Source organism: Tunturiibacter gelidiferens, from assembly GCF_014201335.1.
Taxonomy (GTDB): domain Bacteria; phylum Acidobacteriota; class Terriglobia; order Terriglobales; family Acidobacteriaceae; genus Edaphobacter; species Edaphobacter lichenicola_E.
This window is the reverse complement of the sequence record NZ_JACHEB010000001.1, coordinates 640,543-657,877: the sequence shown is the minus strand read 5'-3', so window position 1 is coordinate 657,877 and position 17,335 is coordinate 640,543. Positions and strand designations below refer to the sequence as shown.

The following is a 17,335-nucleotide window of genomic DNA, read 5'->3' as shown; positions in this document are numbered from 1 at the left end:
CGAGAAGCTTGGAACTGAGTGAAAGCAATTTCGTATAGTTACGCATGAGAACTTTGCGGTGGGCGGCGACGCTGATTGTTGTTTTGACGGTGATGCTGGTTGCGCGGGCCGGGTTTGGTGCGACGACGTATGAGGTGGGGATGAGTTCGCGGGTGTTTAAACCTGCGCATGCGCGGAACTGGCGAGGGGCGACGACTGAGGGTCTGGTGACGACGATCTGGTATCCGGTGAGTGTTGATGCGGCAGTTCATGAAGAGCCATCGGTGATTGGGCCGCCGGGGGATCCGTTATTTCTGGCGGGGAGTACGGCGGTGGATTCTCCGATCGCGGCGGTGCCGGCGAAGTTTCCGGTGGTGATGCTGTCACATGGGACGGGTGGGTCGGCACTGCAGTTGGCCTGGCTGGGTACGGTGCTGGCGCGTCATGGGTATATTGTGGTTGGGGTGAATCATCCGGGGAATAATGCCCTTGAGCCTTATACCGCGGAGGGGTTTGTGTTGTGGTGGGAGAGGGCGACCGATATCAGCGATGCGCTGGATGCTCTGCTGAGCGATTCGACGTTCGGGCCGCATGTGGACGAGGGCCGGATTGGGGCGGCGGGGTTCTCGATTGGCGGATATACGGTGCTGGAGCTGGCGGGTGCGCGCACGGATCAGGAGCGGTTTCTGAAGGCTTGCGAGACTGACCCTACGCTGCATAAGTGCGTGGTGCCGGAGATGAAGAACATGGGCGATCCGGAGCGGATGCTGGCGAAGGTGCGGGCGAGCAGTGCTGAGTCGATGGCGCGTGGAGGGGCGAGCTATCGGGACCGGCGGGTTCGCGCGGTGTTTGCGATTGCTCCGGCTGTGGGACAGGCGTTCGACGCAGATGGGTTTCGCGAGGTAACGATTCCAGTGTCGATGGTGGTGGGAGCAGCCGACCGGATTGCTCCGGTGGCGACCAATGCGGGGAGGTTTCTGGCGTTGATGCCGAATGCGCACCTGACGGTGGTGCCGGGTGGTGTGGCGCATTACACGTTCTTAGATACTTGTACGGATGCGGGGAAGGCGAAGCTTCCGGTGTATTGCGAGGATGCTGCTGGGGTGGATCGCGAAAAGGCGCATACGACAGTGTCTGAGATGGCGGTGAAGTTCTTTGATAGGAATTTGAGGTGAAGAGAGAGCGCGGCAGCTTGCAGTGAGTGTCAGACGGGATGCAACTGCAAAGGCAAATACGGAGGTCTCTCCACTGCGCCACTCACGATGAACCTGTGAGCGGCTTCGGTCGAGATAACAGTATTTGGTTTGGGGAGAAGATAGAAGGCAACTCGATACTGCTCTCCTGCACAGTTGAAATATTAGCGTCGGAGCCTATAGAACTCCTGTTTTCTTCGCTACGGAAGTGAAGATTTCGAGTGCCTGATCGATCTGCTCGCGGGTGTGTTCGCTGGTCATGATGGTGCGAACGCGCGCTTTGCCTTCAGGGACGGTGGGGAAGGCAATGCCGGTGGCCATCACGCCTGCGTCGAAGAGGGCGCGAGAGAAGTCCATGGTGCGGCGGCCGTCGCCAATGATGATGGGGGTGATGGGGGTTTCGCTTTTGGGGGTGGTGTTGCCGCCAACGTCGAAGCCTGCGTCGGTCAGCTGTTGCTTGAAGTACGTGGTGTTGTCCCAGAGGCGCTGAATGCGATCGGGCTCGTTTTCGAGGATGTCGAAGGCAGCGATGCAGGTGGCGGCGACTGATGGTGGGTGCGACGTCGAGAAGAGGAATGGACGTGCGCGGTGGTAGAGATAGTCGATGAGGTCGCGGCTGCCGCAGACGTAGCCGCCGAGAGCTCCGATGGCTTTTGAGAGAGTGCCGACTTGTACGTCGACTTTGTCGGTGGCGTGAAAGTGATCGACGGAGCCGCGACCGTTGCGGCCAAGGACGCCTGAAGCGTGAGCGTCGTCGACCATCATGATGGCGCCGTATTTCTCGCAGAGGCTGGCGAGCTTGTCGACGGGGCCGATGTCACCGTCCATGGAGAAGACGCCGTCGGTGATGAGGAGCTTGCGGCCGGGTTCGTTCTGGACTTCCTGGAGGAGCTGCTCGGCGTGGGCGATGTCTTTGTGGCGAAAGACTTTGATTTTGGCCTTTGAGAGTCGGGCTCCGTCGATGATGCTGGCGTGGTTGAGTTCGTCGGAGAGGATGAAATCTTCTTTGCCCAGGATGCTGGAGACAGTGCCGGCGTTGGCGGCAAAGCCTGACTGGAAGACGACGCAGGCTTCGACTCCCTTGAAGGCGGCGATCTTTTCTTCGAGCTCCATATGGATGTGCATGGTGCCGGCGATGGTGCGGACGGCGCCCGAACCTACGCCGTATTTTTTAGTCGCGGCGATGGCGGCTTCTTCGAGTTTTGGATGGCTGCAGAGGCCGAGGTAGTTGTTGGAGGCGAGGTTGATGACACGCTTGCCGTCGTAGGTGCAGACGGGCGCCTGCTGGTCGTCTAGCACGCGCAGCTTGAAGAAGGTGCCGCGCTCGCGCAGGTCGTCGAGCTGAGCGGTGAGATGGGCAAGCTGGGGGCGTTTGGCGGCTGCGGTGGTCATGAATTTATCTTAATCCTTTTGTGGCTGGGCGGTCTCTGGAACGGGATTGGCATCTTAGGAAATGTGCTGTCTGCGAAGAGTTGTTTCGCGGTGGCAAAACCTTTTGATGTGGAACGAGGACGCTACGATGACCTTTCAAAACGCAGGGAAGATTGCCAGCGTGACGGTGCTTACGTTGGTGATGCTGAGCGGCTGTAAATCGAAGAAAGATGCCGCGATCGATCAGGCGAAGCAGCAGGCCACCGCTACCGGGCAGGCGCAGCAGGTGGTCTCCACCGATGGCAATGGCAATGTGACGACAACGACGGTGCAGCCACCTGCACCGGGACAGACGACACAGGCGGTGACGACGACAACGACGCCGGCAGCTTCAGTACCTTCGGTGGCGGCGAATACGCCTGCTACTGCGCCTGGTGCTCCCGCGCCGGCAGATACGGGACAGGCGATGACAGGAGCGCCGGTGACGGCGGGGCAGGTGGATTCTTCGGGACAGCCGGTGGGAGCGCCGGCTCCTGGGGAAGCGCCGATTGTGCGGCCGGCGGATGTGAAGGTGGCTGCGGGGACGAATCTGGTGATTCGAATCAATCAACACATCAGCGTGAAGACCAGCCATGCAGGGGATCGATTTACCGGAGAAGTGGTGGAACCGGTGGTTGGACGCGGCGATCACGTGGTGATTCCGAAGGGTGCGCCGGTGAACGGGGTCGTGGTGGCCTCGCATCGAAGAGGGCACTTCAAAGGGTCTTCGATTCTCGAACTGCGGCTTACCTATCTCACGCTGAACGGGACGAGGTATGCATTGGATACGTCGGATTTGACGCAGACGAAAAAGGGTAAAGGGAAGCGGTCGGCGGCGATTATTGGCGGCGGTGCGGGAGCTGGAATGCTGATTGGGGGCATCGCTACAGGCGGAGTTGGCCTGTTGGTCGGCGGATTGGTGGGTGGCGGGGGTGGAACGCTGATCAGCGGACTAACCGGTAACAGGGATATCGAGATTCCTGCTGAGTCGATTGTGCGGTTTAAGTTGGCGGATAACCTGGTGATCCAGCCCTCTTGATTTTGCTGATTTCTGAGGGGAGAGCTCATCCTTGCGGGTGGGCTTTTTCTTGTGCATGAAGATGTGCGGAGACGAGATCGCGAGCTTGGTCTGTGATGTCGGCGTCGCCGCCACAGCCTGGGAGCCAGTGAATTTCGGGATCGCGGCGGAACCAGGTGAGTTGTCGCTTGGCGTAGTTGCGATGGCCTTGCTGGGCCTGGGCGATGGCCTCATCGCGGGTGAGTTCGCTGCGGAGGACGGCGGCTGCTTCAGCATAGCCGAGTGAGGTGAGAGGGCGACAGGCTTCGCCATAGCGGGCGATGAGGCGCTCGGTCTCTTCGACGAGACCGCGGTCGAACATGGCGGAGGCACGTTGATTGATGCGTTCGTAGAGGAGAGGGCGCGGTGGGTTAAGGCCGAGACGCAGGATACTGTAGCCGGTGAGCGCGTCGCGGCCTTGCTGCCATTGGACCGTCATAGGCGTGCGCCTGTTTTGGTGAAGGCCCTGGCTCGTTGCCATGGAGACCTCAATGGCGCGGACGACTTTGGGGACGTCGTTGGCGTGGATGGACGTGGCGGCGGCTTTGTCGAGGCGTGTGAGGATGCGATGCAGGTAGGCAGGGCCGCGGGCGGAAGCGATGCTGCGAAGGCGGTCGCGTTGACCGGGCTTCGGCAGCGGGGCGGGGAAGAGGCCGTCGATGAGGGCACGGAGATAGAGTCCGGTGCCTCCGGCGACGATGGGGAGGTGGCCGCGTTCGGTGATGCCGGCAAGGGCTTCGCGGGCCTGGCGGCTGTAGTCGCCGGCGGTGCAGGCCTCGTCGGGCCAAGCGACGTCGATCATGTGGTGGGGGACGAGAGTGCGCTCTTCGTGTGACGGCTTGGCGGTGCCAATCTCCATCTCGCGATAGACGGCGACTGAGTCGCAGCTGACGATCTCGCCGTTGAAGTGCTGGGCGAGATGGATCGCGAGGGAAGTTTTGCCGCTGGCGGTGGGGCCGACGAGAACGATGAGCGGGTGTTCAGGAGGCTTCACCATAGACGCCACCAGCCTTGATGGAAGATAGCGTGTGTGTCGGCTCGGAGGAGAGTAAAGAGGAAGACGGCCAGAGCGAGGAGGAGCAGGCCGCGAATTTGGCGGCGGCGTTCGGTCTGTAGAGGCTTCGATGGGGTTTGATGTGCGATGGTCGTGGCCGATGTGTCGTATCTGACGCTTTTCTTTGATGATAGATTACGGGACGCGGTCGAAGCATCTATGGACGCCAGATACGGATGGTCTCTGACTGGAACGCGATGTCGAACTTTTTGATTGCCGTGAATGGAGGCAGGCGGCGAAAGTTGCTCAAAGACAAGTTGGATGTGATCCTTGAGAGATGAAGAGATTGTTGTGTGCGATTGTGTGTTCGGTGTTGGTCTGCGGTGTGTCCGCTGGGGCTCAGGATAAGGGCATGTGGCGTGCTGAGAGTTCGACGGCCCAGTCCATTACCGGCGATATCGCGCTTTCTGATGAAAAGCTGACGATCAACTTCACCGGGTTTGTGATTGCACAGATACGTCGTCTGGAGCCGGGCGAGGTGAGCGCAGTCTTCGATGCGGACAGCAGCGCCGGTGGGAGCGGCAACCTCTACAGGCTGAACATTCCGTCGGCGAAGAAGTTCATGCATCGCAATACTCTTTGTGGCACTGAGGATACGCAGTGGATGGCTACCTATGTTGCGGGACGCAGTTTGAAGGTGGCCTTTTTCTCGGGCGCGAAGGCGCCGGAGTTTACGTTGAATGCGATTGCGAACTCAACGGATCTGTGCGGGACATTTTCTTACATGCGTTGAATCGCAGGTCATGAGCTGAGGCGTTGTACTCCGCTGTGTTCTTCCATGACTTGAAGGGTGTGGGCGAGGCCATCTTCGGAGAAGGTGTCCTGGATCGCATCCCACGCACCGGCTGCCGCGGGTTCGGCGCGGGTCCACATCGCGACCTCGGCGATTTCAACAGCTGTGTTCCAGTCGTTCTCTTTTATGAGCGCGAGTGCCAGATCTGCGGCGTCGCGCATGGCGAGGTTTGCTCCGTCGCCACCGAAGGGGGACATTAAGTGAGCGGCATCGCCTATGAGAGTGACGCCGCTTCGGTGCTCCCAACGGTGGCCGACGGGCAGAGCGTAGATGGGTCGCGGTGCAATTTTTTCGCCGTGGGTGCCGGATTGATGAATGTGTTGAAGCAACTCTTCTGACCAGCCGGTGAAGTGTGCGGCGAGGCTGGCTTTGGTTGCTTCGGTTGACGACCAGTCGAGTCCACTTGTTTGCACCCAGTCTTCTGGAACTCGCATCGCTGTGTAGATGCCGAGGTGGGCATTTGCGTCTCGATGACCTATTAGAGTTTTAGAGTCTCCGATAGCAAACATCATGCCGCGTCCGACTAGCTGCGCTAATTTTGGATGGCGTGTGTCGGCGTCGGCGATACCAAACTCAACAAACATGACGCCGCTGTAGATGGGACGTGCAGTCGATACCAGAGGCCGTATGCGAGACCATGCGCCATCGGCGCCGCCGACGAGATCAAAGGATCTGCGGTTTCCATTCCGAAATGCAAGTTCGAACGTTCCATCGTCGTTTTGTGTGGCGGTGCTCAACTCGTGATTCCATTGGACGACCTCTGCCGGAAGGGAATCGAGGAGCATCTGTCGAAGGTGTCCGCGGTCTACTTCTGGTCGATCCTTGGCTGAAGTGTCGACATCGAGAAAGCGCAGCTTGCCGTGTTTGTCGTAGATGCGCGCTTCCTGGTCTTCATAGCGGGCGATGCGTTTGAACTCGGCTGTGAGGCCAGCGGCTTGGATTGCGAACTGGCCGGTGTCTGCGTGCATATCGAGCGAGCCGCCCTGAGGGCGGGCTATAGAGAATGGCTCGCGCTCGAAGACGGTTGCCCGAATACCGTGAAGATGCAGGATACGAGCTAGCGTTAGACCGCCGGGGCCTGCTCCTACGATGGCGATCTGAAGATTTTTATTCATTGTGACTCCGTGAGGTGCATTTGTATAGGTACCTATGTAAATAGCATAGGATACTATCTACATGGGAGGCAAGTGTGGACGCAGATCTTTTTCGAACGCCTGGACATCTGATCAATCGTCTATCGAAGCTGTCGCTACGATGGGCGGACGAACGGTTTCAGCGGATTGGGCTTGCGGCTGCCCAGATGCCGGTGCTGTATGCGCTGAAAGATGGGGCGACTTCGACACAAACGGAGTTGGCGAGGATGGCCCACATTGAGCAACCTACGATGGCTCAACTGCTGGGCCGGATGGAACGGGATGGACTGATCAAGCGGGCGGCAAACCCTGAGGACAAACGGAGCAGCCTGGTTTCGCTGACGCCACTTGCCGTGAAGAAGCTTCCTGCTGCGCGGGAGGTGTTGCGCGAGGGGAATAAGCTGGCGCTCGAAGGATTTACCGAGCGGGAGATCGAGACTTTGACTAAGCTCCTGCTGCGACTGCTGAAGAATGTTGAACCGATGGCGGAGCAGAGTGAGGTCGATCGCCTGCGGTAGCTTCAGCTCGTTGCGCTACCTGCGGTTATGGCAGAGGTTTGTTGGTGAGGAAGTCGATGCGGAGCTCGAGGTTCGGGCCGTGGAAGCCGGCCGGGAGCGGAGGGAACTGGCCTTCGCCGGTGATGGCGCCCCAACAAGCTCTGTCGATGGACTGATCCTGGCTGCTGCCGTCGAGGTTCATGGCGGCGATGCGGCCGTCGGGCAGGATGGTGAAGCGGACGAGGGTTTCGCCCTGCTTGTTGAGGGGTGGACGGGCTTCTTCCGGGATGAGCGGGTACCAGTTGCGCTTGATGTCCTGAAGGATGCGGCGAATATACGGGCCGAAGTCGACGCCCTGGGTGTCGGAGAGGATTTCGGCGCCGGTTCCCATGCCGCCGCGTCCGCTGGATTGTCCACCGGAGTCACCGGCGCTGCCGTGGTCGCGGGCTGCGCCCTGGGCGGCTTGGCGGATGGCATCGCCGGCGGTCTGGTTAGGATTGCCAAAGTTTGGCCGAGTTGGGACGGGCTTCGGGGCTTCGACGAGAGCCTGCTGGGCTGGCTGCTGGGTCGCCTGGGGCTGTGGGGCTGGCGGTAGCGGAGTCGATTGTTGTGCAGGCGCCGGTTGCGTGACGGGGGGCGTGGGAGTTGGCGGAGGGGGAGCGGCGGGAGCTGGTGGAGCGGCTTTGCGCATCGCCTGCAGCTGCTTCAGCATCTTCTGGTCGACCACTGGCCGCGGCGGCGGAGACTTTGGGGCGTTGGAGGATGTTTTGGGTAGATTTGTTGGATCATCGAGGCGAGTTAGCTGCTGCTCTCGATCTTTAAGTACTTGCGCGGGACTGATGAGGCGCGGCTGATGGAAGAGGACGCGAGGGCCGTAGAAGAGGAACCACAAGATGGCCAGGTAGATGATCAGGGAGATGTAGATGGACTCGCGAAAGCGCGCTTTCGAGCGCTCGTCGTCGAGTGAATCGAGCAGATGGATGAGCTCGTGTTCTTCGAGTTCGCCGTAGCGGCCAGTGCGCACCTTGGGGGGTTGATTGGGAGGTGCGGATTTGGGCGGAGTCTCGAGTGAGGGCATGGGCTATGTGGTCTGACGGCTGCGGGAGGCGAAAGTTTCGCGGGCGGAACGGATCGTGGTCCCCGGTGGGCTGCACCGGCTTGCATAGTCTTTTCTATTTTCTCACCTTTGATGCTCGTATTGGGAAAGAAGAATCGGCACGAATTTCCGGAGAAGTGGAGTGAAACCGTAGACTGGGAGGGTGACTCTAAGCTTTGCGCCCGATGTTCGTGCCGTTGTGCTGACGATCAGCGACCGCTGTTCTCGCGGGGAACAGATAGATCTCTCCGGGCCTGCCGTTTGTGAGCTGTTGGAAGATGCAGGAATCGGTCAGGTGCTGAGCGAAATACTGCCGGACGAGATCGACCAAATCGCCGAGGCATTGAGACGTAACGCTAAAGTTGTAGACCTGATTGTGACGACCGGAGGCACCGGCTTGGCGAAGCGGGATGTCACGCCGGAGGCTACGCGGATGGTTTGTGAGCGGTTGGTTGAGGGGTTGTCGGAGCGGATGAGGGCCGATGGGCTGCTCGAGACGCCGCTTGCCGCGCTGAGCCGTGCGGTTTGTGGGACGCTGGGAGGTGCTTTGATCGTGAATCTGCCGGGAAGCCCGTCGGGCGCGAGGAGTTCGCTGGCGTCGATTTTGCCGGTGCTGCCGCATGCGCTAGATCTGCTGGCAGGGCGCCCGACTCATCAGGGGTTCACGAAGAGCGATCAACATGGAAGGGCTGACGACAGATAGAATGAGAAGGACCCCGTGAAGATCTCTCCTGTTGCGCTTCTGCATAAATTGAATATCGTGATGCTTGCGGCACTGAAGCCGCTTGGCGTGTGGGGTATCGGCGCGCTGGCGGTGATCGATTCGGCAGCGATTCCGGTGCCGATCGATGCTCTGCTGATCGACTATGTGGTTCACGATAAGTCGCGTTTTCTGCTTTATTGTTTTATGGCTGCGGTGGGTTCGGCGGTTGGTAGTTTGTTGCCGTATTATCTCGGGCGTGCGGGCGGAGAGCTATTTCTGCTGAAGCGGATCAACCGGCAACGGTATGAGCAGATGCGCGACCGGTTCGAGAAGCAGGAATTTCTAGCGATTATGATTCCGGCGATGATGCCACCGCCAACTCCGGTGAAGCTGTTTGAGTTTGCGGCGGGCGTCTTCGAGATGAAGTTGTTCTGGTTCTTCTCCGCGATCTGTGTCGGTAAGTTCATACGGTTTTTGATCTGGGCCTTGATCACGATTACCTATGGGCCAGCGATTCTGCACACGATTACGCATATGATCCACCAGCACCTTAGTTATGTGCTTGGGTTCAGCGGGATTCTGATTGTGCTGTTGCTGGTGTTCGTGTTGCGGAAGGTCTTCGACAAACGGAGGGGTACGAGTCTTCCTGTGGAAGAGAGCTAGGGCGACTTTCGCCAGTTAGTGCTGAATGCGGTTGCCCAACTCCATGCGAACGATGCGGCGGTCTGCGTTGAGAAATACCGCGCCCGAAAGTGGGGGATCTTGGCGGCCAGACAAAAAAGGCGTGTTGTAGAAGAAGCGCAGGTCGCGGAAAGTGACGGTGGTGAGGCCTTCTTCGTTGCTGCCGGTGTCGGTGACGATGGGATATTGCGACCAGTCGAGATAGGCCTCGCCGAGCCAGCTTCGTTTGGCTACAAGAGTGGCGAGAGTGGTGGGCGGTTTATAGAAGACGTCGGCCTGGGTATTGGTGGTGGCCAGATTGTTGAGAGTGTCGATTGAGGCTAGCTGGTAGAACTGCGGGGTTTCGGCGATAGTCTCCCAGTGAAACGGATTGAGGGGGAAGGGGCTGGCGAAGACGCGGGAGACGGGTGCGGCGTTGTAGTCGGTGGTTTGGGCGAGCTGGAGAGCCTTGCCGTGTTCGATGAAGCGGAATGCCCACAGCGCGACGATGGCGAGGAGAGCGAAGATGGCCCAACCGCGACCTCGAAAGGCTGGTTTGCGAGCGCCTATTTCGCTGTTGATGAGTCCGAAGAGGGATGGGGCGACGAGAGCCGTAAGTAGAAGGATAAAGATTACGGGTTCAAAGATAAATACGATGGAGCCAGCGTACCAGTGGGGGTTGAAGGGAAAGAAGGGGCGGATGCCGTAGGTGTTGGTCCAGTCGAGCAGGAGATGGCTGAGCAGGGCGATGAGAGAGAAGCAATAGAGGAGACCCCAACGGATCGGCGCGGTCTGTTTGCGTTGATGGAGGGGTTGCTGGTCAGTTTGGGGGTCTTTTCCGCGAAGGCGCCAGCGATGGAAGAGCCATACGAAACCTACGATTACGGCTGCTTCGAATGGTAGGCCGATGAAGGTGTGGGTCCAGCCGCGATGATGTTGAAAGGAAGCGATGGGTCCACGAATTGCCCACAGAGTGTCGAGATCGGGAGCTTCGGCGGCGAGAGTCATCGCGAGGGTGGCGTAGGCCGCCTTGCGGTTGAAGCCGGAGCGGGCGAGGACTGCACCGGTCATGAAGTGGGTGATGGGTTCCATGTCTGCTGTGATGTTAGCTTGTCGGTGGCTGTAGAAGGCATCGGCTGCGAGAGTTGCACGCGCTTGTTAGAATCAAAGGTGAAAATGCCTACTTTGACGCAGATTACGCCTGAGATTCTTGCCAAGTACCAGCCTGTGATTGGGCTGGAGGTTCATGTTCAGCTTTTGACAGCGTCGAAGGCTTTTTGCGGTTGCGTGAATAAGTATGGTGGCGATCCGAATACGCATGTTTGTCCGACTTGTTTAGGGTTGCCGGGCGCGCTGCCGGTTTTGAATCGCAGGGCAGTGGAGTTTGCTGTGCTGGCGGCGAAGGCGATCAACTGCGAGATTCGCGAGACGAGTATTTTTTCGCGGAAGAACTATTTTTATCCGGACTCGCCCAAGGGGTATCAGATATCGCAATTCGATAAGCCGATTGCGGAGAATGGTTGGATTGAGGTGCCCGCGTTTGATGCTGCGGGCGCTGCGGTGACGAAGCGGATAGGTGTGACTCGGCTGCACATGGAAGAGGATGCGGGGAAGAGTATTCATGACGGGTTCGCGGATTCGGTGTCGAAGACCTATATCGATTTGAATCGGTGCGGAACTCCGCTGGTGGAGATTGTCAGTGAGCCTGACCTGCGCACGGCAGATGAGGTGTTCGAGTACCTGACGAAGCTGAAGGAGATTCTGCTTTATACCGGCGTGAGCGATTGCAACATGGAAGAGGGGTCGCTGCGCTGCGATGCGAACGTCAGTGTGATGCTGAAAGGCGCGAAAGAGTTTGGGACGAAGGCCGAGGTGAAGAACGTCAACAGCTTCCGTTACATTCGCGCGGCAGTGGAGTACGAGATCGAACGGCAGATTGGCGTGTTAGAAGACGGTGGGCGGGTGGTGCAGGAATCGCGGCTCTGGAATAGCGCTGAGGGGCGAACCTACTCGATGCGGAGTAAGGAGCAGGCGCATGACTACCGGTATTTTCCGGAACCGGATCTGCCACCGCTGGTGGTTGGTGCGGAGTGGCAGGCGGAGATTTTGAAGATGCTGCCGGAGTTGCCTGAGGCTCGGCGGGCGCGGATGATTGCGGAGTATGAGATTTCGGCGCAGGATGCGGCTACGCTGACGGCAACGAGGGAGTTTGCGGATCGGTTTGAGACGGCAGCGAAGAAGGCGAAGAGCCCGCGGCGTGTGGCCGCCTTGCTGACGAGCGAGTTGACGATGCGTTTGCGTGCGGCTGGGCTGGAGTTGGAGCAGTCGCCGGTGTCGATGGAAGGCGTTGTGATGGCGGCAGACCTGGCGGAGTCGGGTGAGCTGTCTAGCAAGATGCTGAAGCAGCTGCTGGATTCTGCGTTTGAGAAGAATGAGGATTTTCCAGTTGTATATGAGCGGGAGAAGCCGCAACAAATCTCGGATACGGGCGCGATTGAGGCGATGATCGATGAGGTGATCGCCGGGAATGCGAAGCAGGTGGAGCAGTATCGCGGAGGGAAGAAGACCGTGGCTGCGTTCTTTGTTGGGCAGGTGATGAAGCTGTCGAAGGGGCAGGCGAATCCGGCGTTGCTGAATGAGTTAGTGGTGAAAAAGCTGGATGAGCTTGGGTGAGTTGAGCCCCGTTAACTTGGTCGCTCAGATAGCGTTACATTCAAGCCGCGATTCCGTAGTGCCAACCGATCTAGTATTGTCGAGTTCAATTAAGTTCTTGCGCGCGGCGTGGCGTAGCGTTTAATGGGCGGATGCGCAAGCGTCCTTTGTTGTCCAGGAATGTTCGTCGTGGAGTGTGTGTGAGCGTTTTGCTTGCCCTGTTCGGCTGCCGGAGCGAGGCTCCGTATGTTGTGCCGGAGGAGCCGATGCCGGCGAACACGGTGCTGCTTTCGGAGATGATGCGGGAGCTCTCCGCCACGCCTGGGTTTACCGACGCCATGCTGGCCCGGCTCAATGAGGGTGGTAAGAAGGGGCCGGCGTTGATGACACCGGCGCTGATGAAGAAGTTGCGGGAGCTGATTCTGGGTAAGGATTGGCAGGCGCTGGACCGGTTTCCGGGGTGGACGATGCAAGAAGTTAATCCGACGGTGGGGGTGATCACACGTGTGGTCAAGCATCCAGACACGCCGCCAGGAACGCCTTCAGGCGCGCCGACGGAGACTTGGACAACGGGTGCCGGCAAAGGTTTGATTACGGAGTATCTGGACCTGGGAAGCTACTCGCCTGAGAAGGTGGAGACTGTGAGTCTGAATGAGCCGTCGACGCTGCCCGGGATTTCGAACGCGACGCTGGTGACTGTGATGGGCGCGGGGGTGGTGAAGGGGGATGTAGCGAATCCGAAGCTTGCACCGATGCATGCGGACAGTCAACGGCTGGCCGATGTGTTAAATCGTCTGGGACTGAATGCGCTGGATGGCGCGGCGACTGTGACTGCTGAGGTCGGCGGTGAGACAGCGACGACTCCACAGGCGCTGATGCAGGCTTTGATGCGGACGGGTCATACGGTCACGGTTTTCGACTCGCGATACTTCGCAAACTTCGGCCACTTTCATTACAAGGGGCAGGATGTAATGATGCCGTTTTATGTGAACTCCCAGATCGCGATTCCGGGAACGAAACGGTCGCTGCTGGTGCCGGTGAGCCACGCGGAATATGAGTGGGAGATTCGCGGACCGAAGGTGAATGCAGATGTGAGTTGGTACTTCGGCATTGATGGCAGGGCGGAGTTTCGCACGATGGACACGCTGGATCAGGCGTGGGTGCTGGGCCGTCATGCGCATGAATATCGCGATGCGGATGCGATCGAGGTGACACGGCTGGTAGGGAAGTTCTTGATCATGTACGTGCATCAGCATTTGTCGCGGCCCGATCTTCCGTTTGGTGGGTACTATCCGCTAGGTGTGTGTCAGGATGGCGTGGCTGCGATTGAGAAGAAGATGACCGGACAAGACACGCTGTTTCCGAATACGGCGGATGCAGCGCTATTTGATGATCCTCGCGACGCCGAAGCGAATGCGATGATGCTTGCGATACCGAAGGACCGGAGTGGAGCGCCGCCATCTCCCGCGCGGATCTTTGGGTCGCTGCCCGTTACAGACTTTAATTTGATTACAATTCCTGGGCTGGCTGCCGACCTAGAGGCTGTGCATGCGGGGTGGCAGGATGGTTCGCTTGAGCGGACGCCTTCGTGGATACGGAAGATGACGTTGCGATTGATTGGAGCGACCGCGTTGGTAGCGCTTGGTGGAATTGTGGTGTGGAGGCGACGGCGGAGGCAGTGACTGCGTTTGGATTCGATTCGGAGTTGATGCAACGTTGAAGCTATGTTGTTGCCTCTTAGAACTAGGAGGCAAAACCATGGCAACGAAGAAGGCAGTAAAGAAGGCATCGAGTAAGAAAGCAACAAAGAAGTCTGCAGCAAAGAAGACCCCAGCGAAAAAGGTAGCGAAGAAAGCGACGACGAAGAGTTCGACGCGAAAGTACAGTCCTTCGGGGAGTAAGAACGTCGAGACTGAGATGAAAGAGATGAAGAAGGGCACGTTGAAGAGTGGTCGCAGTGGCAAGAAAGTAACCAGTCGGAAGCAGGCGATTGCGATTGGTTTGTCGGAGGCGCGGAGGGCTGGCAAGAAGGTACCGCCACCACCCAAGAAAGGTTAGGAATGACGGACGTTGCAAGGTTTCAGGCGATGCTTGAGGTCGCACTTCAAGAGGCTCGCACCGGTCGGAGTGAGGGTGGTGTTCCGATCGGTGCGGCGTTGTTTGATGGAGATGGCAAGCTGCTGGCTTCGGGACGAAATCGAAGGGTGCAACAGGACGATCCGTCGGTGCATGGAGAGACGGATGCATTTCGTCGGGCGGGAAGGCAGCGGTCTTACAAGGACAAGATCATGGTGACGACGCTTGCGCCTTGCTGGTACTGCAGCGGATTGATTCGGCAATTTGGGATTCGTACTTTGGTGGTGGGGGAGAGCAGAAACTTTGCCGGCGGGGTGGAATGGCTGAAAGAGGTTGGGGTGAAGGTGATCGATCTTGATTCGCAGGAGTGTTCGGATCTACTCACGGGTTTTATCGCGGAGAAACCGGAGATCTGGAATGAAGATATCGGCGAGGAATGATTTGCTCGGGTTAGCTGGTTAAGAGCTGAGGGGTGCGGTTGCGGGTGATGAAATACCATGCGATTCCGCAGAGAAGGTAGGCGAGGTAGAAGTAGGGGAGCCAGTTGAGGGGTGGGGCGGGTACAGGATAGAGCGTTCCGGCGAGTGCAAGCAGGGTGGCGAGTGTGGCGGAGATGGAGAGTGCGATGGTGCCGGGGGTAAGAGTGCGGTTGCGCTTGAGGTATATCGGGAGAGCGATTGCGGCGAGGCCGTAGGTGGTCATGAAGCCGTAGACCGAGAGCGAACCCATCCAGCCGTAGATGTCGATGCCGGAGATGCCGTGGGCAGTGAGAGCGCAGACGGGGAGCGCAGTGAAGAGGCCAGTGAGGAGGACGGCGGAGCTGGGGGTGGCGTTCTTCTGGTGGGTGGTGCTGAGATGGTGGTGGGCGAGTCCGTTGCGGGCCATGCGCATCAGCACGCGGGCGGCCGCGGTGATGCAGGCGAGGGTGCAGGCGAACATACTGACCAGCGCGCCGAAGTCGATGAGTGGACCGAGTGGTCTCACGCCGACCAGGTTCGCAAGGACGCTCAGTGGTGCGGTTGAGGTACCAAGATCCTGATGGGCTGCAGACATGCCGAGGGTTTCGACGTACGCGCAGAGGATGAAGAAGAGGCCTGAGAAGACGGCGGACTGGATGACGGCGCGAGGGATGGTACGAAGTGGGTTGACGGCTTCGTGGCCGAGTGTGGTGGCGCTCTCGAAGCCGACGAAGCTGAAGAGGGCTAGGACTACGCCGAGGCGAACGGCGGTGGGAGAGACTCCGCTGAGGTGGAGTTGCGGGCGGTCGATGTGGAGGCCGTTGTGCCAGAGGAGGAGCACTACGACGATGGTGATAGAGAGGACGGAGAGGGCTTCGATCCAGAGCATGAGGCGCGCGGAGACCTGGACGTCGCGGTAGGCGATCGCGGTGGCTGCGGCGACACAGAGCAGGCCGAGGATGGTTGTCGGAGCGGTACGTCCGAAGAGGGCGATGAGGAAGACGTTCGCGTAGTTGATGAAGCCTCCGGCTACTGCTGCTCCTGTTGCGATGTAGGCGAGAAGGAGAGCCCAACCGGCGATGCCGCTTACGAAGGGAGGAAGGCCTGAGGTTGCGTAGGTGTAGAGAGCTCCGGAGCAGGAGGTGTGGCGAGCGAATCGGCTGATGCAGAGGGCGATGAGCAGCACGGCAACTGTTGCGAGTAGGTAAGCGAGCCAGGTTCCGTTGCCCGCGAGGGCGAAGACGAGAGGGATCGTCATCGTCGGAGTCGTTGTAGGAGCGATCGTGGAGATGGATTGAGCTAGGGTTTCCGTCGGCGAGAGAATGTTGATGCGCAGGCCCGATGGAGCTTTCGACTCGGAGATAGCTGCGACTGTTTGCTCCATTTGGCTTGACCCTTCTTGCGCGATGGGAACAGCGATGAAGATGCGGATGCTAATGCCTGAGGCAAAGCTATTGGCTGAGTGGAGCTATGACTGGAATTTAGACAGAGGATAGCTGAAGATGACCTAAGCGCGAAGCAGTATCTTCTTGGGCGACGTGAAGAGGGTGAAAGTGGCTAATTGATGACAGTGGTTGCTTTGCTGGAGATGTTGGGATTTCTGGACGAATTCGACGCGTGAAGCGGCCGAATTATGGTGTTCGGAAGCTTGACAAGTGGAGTAGTCTTTCGCGCAGCTCCAAATACAAAATAGATGAGGTACGACCATGAAGGCGTTCGCACGTTGTTTCGTCGCTTTGGTACTTTCTGCTGCTCCGCTCAGCGGGTTGGCTCAACAGTATTACAGTCACGTCGGAGTCGCTCGGGCTGTGAAGCTCCGAATATTGCCGGGGAAGACTAAGGAGTTTTTCGAAGCGTTTGCTTATGCGCCCAAGGTTTTCGAGGCTGAAAAAGCAGCGGGTATCATCACGAGCTACGAGATATTCACTTCAGTTAACTATGAGGGGCCGGATAAGTGGGACGTAATGTACGTGGTTAATTTCAAGAATATGGCCGCGCTGGATACGTCCGCAGATCTTGCCGAGCCAGTTCTTGCCAAGGTGTATGGCTCGCCCGAGAAGAGAGCAGAGGTCGTCAAAATGAGAGCGGAGAGCACAGAGACGGTCTCGAGCGAACTGGTTAGAGGGATTCAACTGAAGCCACTGCCATAGACCGAAGCTGGGAGCGCCTGCGCGGCTACTTCTTGTCTGACGACGAGGAAGCTGCAGGCGCTGCTGTTGGGGTAGACGGAGCGGTCGCCGGGGAGCTGCTGCCCGAGGAGCTGGAGTCGGTGCTCGACTTCGAGGCAGACTTTGAGTCGCCGGACTTCGAATCACCGGATTTGGAGTCGCTGGTGCTTGATCCTGACCCGTTGCTGTCGCCGGAGGACTTTGGTTTGGCGTTGCCGTAGCCGTCGGCGTACCAGCCACCACCTTTGAAGCTGACGGCAGGAGCGGAGATGACGCGCTCGAGGTGGCCGCCGCAGTGAGGGCAGACGGTGATCTCTGGGTCGGAGAACTTCTGGATCTTTTCAGTGTGCTTGTGGCAGGTGGTGCATTCGTATTCGTAGAGCGGCATGGCTTTCTTTCTCTGTCT

18 protein-coding genes are annotated in these 17,335 nt (G+C 58.7%); 11 read left to right on the top strand and 7 right to left on the bottom strand.

What is annotated here, in order from left to right; translation table 11 throughout:
• The first annotated feature begins 44 nt into the window (after nt 1-44).
• Nucleotides 45-1,154, top strand: coding sequence for an alpha/beta hydrolase family protein (locus tag HDF14_RS02735; protein ID WP_183973273.1), 1,110 nt, complete (start codon nt 45-47; stop codon nt 1,152-1,154).
• A 195-nt stretch (nt 1,155-1,349) separates the two neighbouring features.
• Here the strand turns inward: HDF14_RS02735 and HDF14_RS02730 are convergent, their stop codons facing one another.
• Complete coding sequence (locus HDF14_RS02730; protein ID WP_183973272.1) at nt 1,350-2,564, bottom strand: glycine C-acetyltransferase; 1,215 nt, start codon at nt 2,562-2,564, stop codon at nt 1,350-1,352.
• Nucleotides 2,565-2,691: 127 nt separating this feature from the next.
• Between HDF14_RS02730 and HDF14_RS02725 the strand changes: the two genes are divergently transcribed.
• Entirely contained in the window at nt 2,692-3,621 is a 930-nt protein-coding gene (locus HDF14_RS02725; protein ID WP_183973271.1) for a hypothetical protein, read from the top strand.
• 25 nt (nt 3,622-3,646) lie between these two features.
• Here HDF14_RS02725 and miaA read toward each other — a convergent pair whose 3' ends face one another.
• A complete protein-coding gene (gene miaA / locus HDF14_RS02720; protein ID WP_183973270.1) occupies nt 3,647-4,636 on the bottom strand; it encodes a tRNA (adenosine(37)-N6)-dimethylallyltransferase MiaA in 990 nt (329 codons plus the stop codon).
• 334 nt (nt 4,637-4,970) lie between these two features.
• Between miaA and HDF14_RS02715 the strand changes: the two genes are divergently transcribed.
• Nucleotides 4,971-5,426, top strand: coding sequence for a hypothetical protein (locus HDF14_RS02715; RefSeq protein WP_183973269.1), 456 nt, complete (start codon nt 4,971-4,973; stop codon nt 5,424-5,426).
• 8 nt (nt 5,427-5,434) lie between these two features.
• Here the strand turns inward: HDF14_RS02715 and HDF14_RS02710 are convergent, their stop codons facing one another.
• Entirely contained in the window at nt 5,435-6,601 is a 1,167-nt protein-coding gene (locus HDF14_RS02710) for an FAD-dependent monooxygenase (RefSeq protein WP_183973268.1), read from the bottom strand.
• Between the two features lie 74 nt (nt 6,602-6,675).
• Here HDF14_RS02710 and HDF14_RS02705 point away from each other — a divergent pair, with 74 nt between their 5' ends.
• A complete protein-coding gene (locus HDF14_RS02705) occupies nt 6,676-7,137 on the top strand; it encodes a MarR family winged helix-turn-helix transcriptional regulator (protein WP_183973267.1) in 462 nt (153 codons plus the stop codon).
• Nucleotides 7,138-7,162: 25 nt separating this feature from the next.
• Here the strand turns inward: HDF14_RS02705 and HDF14_RS02700 are convergent, their stop codons facing one another.
• Nucleotides 7,163-8,194, bottom strand: coding sequence for a TonB C-terminal domain-containing protein (locus tag HDF14_RS02700; protein WP_183973265.1), 1,032 nt, complete (start codon nt 8,192-8,194; stop codon nt 7,163-7,165).
• Nucleotides 8,195-8,375: 181 nt separating this feature from the next.
• On the opposite strand from HDF14_RS02700, the gene HDF14_RS02695 reads away from it, so the two are divergent.
• On the top strand, nt 8,376-8,915 hold the full coding sequence (locus tag HDF14_RS02695) for a MogA/MoaB family molybdenum cofactor biosynthesis protein (protein WP_183973263.1): 540 nt from the start codon (nt 8,376-8,378) through the stop codon (nt 8,913-8,915).
• Between the two features lie 15 nt (nt 8,916-8,930).
• Entirely contained in the window at nt 8,931-9,578 is a 648-nt protein-coding gene (locus HDF14_RS02690) for a YqaA family protein (protein ID WP_183973261.1), read from the top strand.
• A gap of 15 nt (nt 9,579-9,593) precedes the next feature.
• On the opposite strand, the gene HDF14_RS02685 is transcribed toward HDF14_RS02690, so the two are convergent.
• On the bottom strand, nt 9,594-10,667 hold the full coding sequence (locus HDF14_RS02685) for a metal-dependent hydrolase (RefSeq protein WP_183973259.1): 1,074 nt from the start codon (nt 10,665-10,667) through the stop codon (nt 9,594-9,596).
• Between the two features lie 84 nt (nt 10,668-10,751).
• Here HDF14_RS02685 and gatB point away from each other — a divergent pair, with 84 nt between their 5' ends.
• From gatB to HDF14_RS02665, 4 genes are all read left to right on the top strand, one after another.
• Nucleotides 10,752-12,248, top strand: coding sequence for an Asp-tRNA(Asn)/Glu-tRNA(Gln) amidotransferase subunit GatB (gene gatB, locus HDF14_RS02680; protein WP_183973257.1), 1,497 nt, complete (start codon nt 10,752-10,754; stop codon nt 12,246-12,248).
• Nucleotides 12,249-12,427: 179 nt separating this feature from the next.
• A complete protein-coding gene (locus tag HDF14_RS02675; protein ID WP_313899464.1) occupies nt 12,428-13,909 on the top strand; it encodes a hypothetical protein in 1,482 nt (493 codons plus the stop codon).
• A 76-nt stretch (nt 13,910-13,985) separates the two neighbouring features.
• On the top strand, nt 13,986-14,285 hold the full coding sequence (locus tag HDF14_RS02670; RefSeq protein WP_183973255.1) for a DUF6496 domain-containing protein: 300 nt from the start codon (nt 13,986-13,988) through the stop codon (nt 14,283-14,285).
• A gap of 2 nt (nt 14,286-14,287) precedes the next feature.
• A complete protein-coding gene (locus HDF14_RS02665) occupies nt 14,288-14,743 on the top strand; it encodes a nucleoside deaminase (RefSeq protein ID WP_183973253.1) in 456 nt (151 codons plus the stop codon).
• A 10-nt stretch (nt 14,744-14,753) separates the two neighbouring features.
• On the opposite strand, the gene HDF14_RS02660 is transcribed toward HDF14_RS02665, so the two are convergent.
• Nucleotides 14,754-16,145, bottom strand: a complete 1,392-nt coding sequence (locus HDF14_RS02660; protein WP_183973251.1) for an APC family permease — start codon at nt 16,143-16,145, stop codon at nt 14,754-14,756.
• A gap of 424 nt (nt 16,146-16,569) precedes the next feature.
• Between HDF14_RS02660 and HDF14_RS02655 the strand changes: the two genes are divergently transcribed.
• Nucleotides 16,570-16,911: a hypothetical protein gene (locus HDF14_RS02655; RefSeq protein ID WP_183973249.1), complete on the top strand. Its 342-nt coding sequence runs from the start codon at nt 16,570-16,572 to the stop codon at nt 16,909-16,911.
• 25 nt (nt 16,912-16,936) lie between these two features.
• Here HDF14_RS02655 and HDF14_RS02650 read toward each other — a convergent pair whose 3' ends face one another.
• Nucleotides 16,937-17,317: an FmdB family zinc ribbon protein gene (locus HDF14_RS02650; RefSeq protein ID WP_183973247.1), complete on the bottom strand. Its 381-nt coding sequence runs from the start codon at nt 17,315-17,317 to the stop codon at nt 16,937-16,939.
• Nucleotides 17,318-17,335: the final 18 nt, after the last annotated feature.

Excerpts from the sequence above, each read along its gene's own strand:
- HDF14_RS02735 (WP_183973273.1), top strand. The coding sequence starts at position 45 with ATGAGAACTTTGCGGTGGGCGGCGACGCTGATTGTTGTTTTGACGGTG.
- HDF14_RS02730 (WP_183973272.1), bottom strand. The coding sequence starts at position 2,564 with ATGACCACCGCAGCCGCCAAACGCCCCCAGCTTGCCCATCTCACCGCT.
- HDF14_RS02725 (WP_183973271.1), top strand. The coding sequence starts at position 2,692 with ATGACCTTTCAAAACGCAGGGAAGATTGCCAGCGTGACGGTGCTTACG.
- miaA (WP_183973270.1), bottom strand. The coding sequence starts at position 4,636 with ATGGTGAAGCCTCCTGAACACCCGCTCATCGTTCTCGTCGGCCCCACC.
- HDF14_RS02715 (WP_183973269.1), top strand. The coding sequence starts at position 4,971 with ATGAAGAGATTGTTGTGTGCGATTGTGTGTTCGGTGTTGGTCTGCGGT.
- HDF14_RS02710 (WP_183973268.1), bottom strand. The coding sequence starts at position 6,601 with ATGAATAAAAATCTTCAGATCGCCATCGTAGGAGCAGGCCCCGGCGGT.
- HDF14_RS02700 (WP_183973265.1), bottom strand. The coding sequence starts at position 8,194 with ATGCCCTCACTCGAGACTCCGCCCAAATCCGCACCTCCCAATCAACCC.
- HDF14_RS02685 (WP_183973259.1), bottom strand. The coding sequence starts at position 10,667 with ATGGAACCCATCACCCACTTCATGACCGGTGCAGTCCTCGCCCGCTCC.
- gatB (WP_183973257.1), top strand. The coding sequence starts at position 10,752 with ATGCCTACTTTGACGCAGATTACGCCTGAGATTCTTGCCAAGTACCAG.
- HDF14_RS02670 (WP_183973255.1), top strand. The coding sequence starts at position 13,986 with ATGGCAACGAAGAAGGCAGTAAAGAAGGCATCGAGTAAGAAAGCAACA.
- HDF14_RS02665 (WP_183973253.1), top strand. The coding sequence starts at position 14,288 with ATGACGGACGTTGCAAGGTTTCAGGCGATGCTTGAGGTCGCACTTCAA.
- HDF14_RS02660 (WP_183973251.1), bottom strand. The coding sequence starts at position 16,145 with ATGGAGCAAACAGTCGCAGCTATCTCCGAGTCGAAAGCTCCATCGGGC.
- HDF14_RS02650 (WP_183973247.1), bottom strand. The coding sequence starts at position 17,317 with ATGCCGCTCTACGAATACGAATGCACCACCTGCCACAAGCACACTGAA.